Raw genomic sequence first — 1,712 nt, forward strand, 5'->3', positions numbered from 1 at the left:
CGAAGATCGGCCGGACCTCGGCCCCGGCGCACGCCCGCGCGAACCGGACGGCACCGGTGACCGTGTCCCGGTCGGTGAGCGAGAGGGCCGCGATACCCCGCTCGGCCGCCCGGTCGGCGAGCTGCTCGGGGTGGGATGCGCCGTAGCGGGCGGAGTAACCGGACGCGACGTGCAGATGGGCGAAGCCCGCCATGCCGCACCTCCATCACTCCACCCCTTTTCAGCCATCCGCCCGATATGTTCATCGTACGTCCGTTCGATTACCCTAACCCCATCAGCCCCGGTCAGCGACCACATTCGAACACGTAAACGATTCCTTGGGGAGGTGTGCGGTGTCCGAAACAGACACCACTCCGTCAGCTCCCCAGCCGGGCGGAGCAGTTGGAGAAAAAATCTCTCCGAACGCGTGTACGACATCCGTTCGGCCCCTTCCCGCCTGCGCGAGCACCCGGCCACCGAGACCGTGGGGACATGACAGAGCCCCCCGGTGCCGGTACGTCCCGTACGTCCTTTCTCGGTGAGGTGAAGGACGCGGTCAGCCTGCGGGCCACCCTCCTCGTCATCGGTGTGGTCGCCCTTCAGCTGCTCTTCATCGCCTCCTACGTAGGCGCGCTCCACAATCCGAAGCCCAGGGATGTGGCCTTCGGAGTCGTCGCTCCTCAGGTCACGGCCGAGCAGACGGTGACCCGGCTGAAGCAGCTGCCCGGCTCGCCGCTGGACCCGCGCGCGGTGTCGGACGCGGCGAGCGCTCGGAAGCAGATCCTGAACCGGGACATCGACGGCGCCCTCGTCATCGACACGCGCGGCATCAAGGACACGCTCCTCGTCGCGACCGGCGGCGGCACGGTCCTCGCCACCACCCTGGAGACGATCACCACCACCCTGGAGAAGGCCGAGCAGCGCACGGTCAGGGTGGTGGACGTGGCCCCGGCCTCCGCCCAGGACTTCGACGGGCTGTCGTCGTTCTACCTGGTCGTCGGCTGGTGTGTCGGCGGCTATCTGTGCGCCTCGATCCTGGCGATCAGCACCGGCGCCCGGCCCGCCAACCCGCGCCGGGCGGTGATCCGGCTGGTCACCATGGCGCTGGTCGCGATCGTCGGCGGCCTCGGCGGCGCGGTGATCGTGGGGCCGGTCCTGGGCGCGCTGCCGGGGAGTGTGACGGCGTTCTGGGGGCTCGGCGCGCTGATCACCTTCGCCGTCGGGGCCGCGACCCTCGCCCTGCAGGGGGTCTTCGGGGTCGTGGGCATCGGGCTGGCGATCCTGCTGGTGGTGATCGCGGGCAACCCGAGCGCGGGCGGCGCCTTCCCGCTGCCGCTGCTGCCGCCGTTCTGGAACGCGATCGGGCCCGCGCTGCCGCCGGGCGCCGGCACCTGGGTGGCGCGCTCGATCGCCTACTTCAAGAGCAACGCCGTGACCGGCCCGCTGCTGGTCCTCTCGGCGTGGGCGCTCGCCGGGATCGTGGTCACCCTGCTGGCGGCGACACTGCGCCGGAAGCACGAGAACCTCCTGGACCGACCGGCGTTGTCAGACCCGTCTGCAACCCTGGACGCATGATCAGCACCCTCGCCGTCGAGAACTACCGCTCCCTGCGCCGCCTGATCGTCCCGCTGACGCGACTGAACGTGATCACGGGGGCGAACGGCACGGGCAAGTCGAGCCTCTACCGCTCGCTGCGCCTGCTCGCCGAGTCCGCGCGCGGCGGCGCCGTCGCC

The 1,712-nt window shown here is 70.6% G+C and carries 3 protein-coding genes; 2 read left to right on the forward strand and 1 reads right to left on the reverse strand.

The genetic code is table 11. The features are described 5' to 3' along the window. Positions 1 to 193 (reverse strand): PHP domain-containing protein (locus tag R6V09_RS52450; protein ID WP_317888451.1); only part of this gene is annotated, 193 nt, incomplete at its 3' end. Positions 194 to 471: 278 nt separating this feature from the next. Between R6V09_RS52450 and R6V09_RS52455 the strand changes: the two genes are divergently transcribed. Continuing rightward, entirely contained in the window at positions 472 to 1,554 is a 1,083-nt protein-coding gene (locus tag R6V09_RS52455; RefSeq protein WP_317888452.1) for a DUF3533 domain-containing protein, read from the forward strand. Continuing rightward, positions 1,551 to 1,712 (forward strand): AAA family ATPase (locus R6V09_RS54830; RefSeq protein WP_442810306.1); only part of this gene is annotated, 162 nt, incomplete at its 3' end. The genes R6V09_RS52455 and R6V09_RS54830, both read left to right, overlap by 4 nt.

This window comes from Streptomyces sp. W16 (genome assembly GCF_033194735.1).
In the GTDB taxonomy this organism is placed as follows: Bacteria; Actinomycetota; Actinomycetes; order Streptomycetales; family Streptomycetaceae; genus Streptomyces.

Bases quoted from the DNA above. Each gene is read 5' to 3' on its own strand.
- R6V09_RS52455 (WP_317888452.1), top strand. From the start codon at position 472: ATGACAGAGCCCCCCGGTGCCGGTACGTCCCGTACGTCCTTTCTCGGT.